At 49.1% G+C, this 1,600-nt stretch carries 1 rRNA gene; it reads right to left on the reverse strand.

Features of this window, described 5'->3' with window-relative positions:
- A 23S ribosomal RNA gene (locus tag C2M30_RS10955) occupies window positions 1–1,577 on the reverse strand; the annotation flags it as partial.
- Window positions 1,578–1,600: the final 23 nt, after the last annotated feature.

Consider the following 1,600-nt stretch of genomic DNA (forward strand, 5'->3'; position numbering starts at 1 on the left):
GAAATAATCTGAAGCTTAGAGGCTTTTCCTGGAAGTATGGCATCAACAACTTCCACTCCGTAGAGTGTCGTCTCGTATCTCAGCCTTAAAGAAACCCGGATTTACCTAAGTTTCCAGCCTACATACTTTCACATGGACAACCAACGCCATGCTTGTTTAGCCTGCTCCGTCCCCCCATCGCAATTATTCCAAGTACGGGAATATTAACCCGTTTCCCATCGACTACGCCTTTCGGCCTCGCCTTAGGGGTCGACTCACCCTACCCTGATTAGCATGGGATAGGAACCCTTGGTCTTCCGGCGAGCGGGTTTTTCACCCGCTTTATCGTTACTCATGTCAGCATTCGCACTTCTGATACCTCCAGCATACCTCCCGGTACACCTTCAACAGCTTACAGAACGCTCCCCTACCCCGCGAATAAATTCGCAGCCGCAGCTTCGGTGGTATGTTTAGCCCCGTTACATCTTCCGCGCAGACCGACTCGACCAGTGAGCTATTACGCTTTCTTTAAAGGATGGCTGCTTCTAAGCCAACCTCCTGGCTGTCTGGGCCTTTCCACATCGTTTCCCACTTAACATACACTTTGGGACCTTAGCTGGCGGTCTGGGTTGTTTCCCTCTCCACGACGGACGTTAGCACCCGCCGTGTGTCTCCCGGATATTACTTATTGGTATTCGGAGTTTGCAAAGGGTTGGTAAGTCGGGATGACCCCCTAGCCTTAACAGTGCTCTACCCCCAATAGTATTCGTCCGAGGCTCTACCTAAATAGATTTCGGGGAGAACCAGCTATCTCCCGGTTTTGATTAGCCTTTCACTCCTAGCCACAGGTCATCCGCTAGCTTTTCAACGATAGTCGGTTCGGTCCTCCAGTCAGTGTTACCTGACCTTCAACCTGCCCATGGCTAGATCACCGGGTTTCGGGTCTATACCCAGCAACTAAACGCGCAGTTAACGCTCGCTTTCACTACGGCTCCCCTAAATGGTTAACCTCGCTACTGAATATAAGTCGCTGACCCATTATACAAAAGGTACGCAGTCACAGAACGAATCTGCTCCTACTGCTTGTACGTATACGGTTTCAGGTTCTATTTCACTCCCCTCACAGGGGTTCTTTTCGCCTTTCCCTCACGGTACTGGTTCACTATCGGTCAGTTGGGAGTATTTAGCCTTGGAGGATGGTCCCCCCATATTCAGTCAAAGTTTCACGTGCTCCGACCTACTCGATTTCACTGTAAATAAGTTTTCGTGTACGGGACTATCACCCTGTATCGTCAAACTTTCCAGAATGTTCCACTAACTACATTACAGCTTAAGGGCTAATCCGATTTCGCTCGCCGCTACTTTCGGAATCTCGGTTGATTTCTTTTCCTCGGGGTACTTAGATGTTTCAGTTCTCCCGGTTCGCCTCACTTACCTATGTATTCAGTAAGTGATACCACTAAGTGGTGGGTTTCCCCATTCGGAAATCCTAGTCTCAAGCGCTTTTTACTAGCTTGACTAGGCTTATCGCAAGTTAATACGTCCTTCATCGCCTCCAACTGCCAAGGCATCCACCGTATACGCTTAGTCACTTAACCATACAACCCAAAATGGTTTGCAT

This window comes from Pseudoalteromonas sp. T1lg24, assembly GCF_002964745.1.
In the GTDB taxonomy this organism is placed as follows: Bacteria; Pseudomonadota; Gammaproteobacteria; order Enterobacterales; family Alteromonadaceae; genus Pseudoalteromonas; species Pseudoalteromonas spongiae.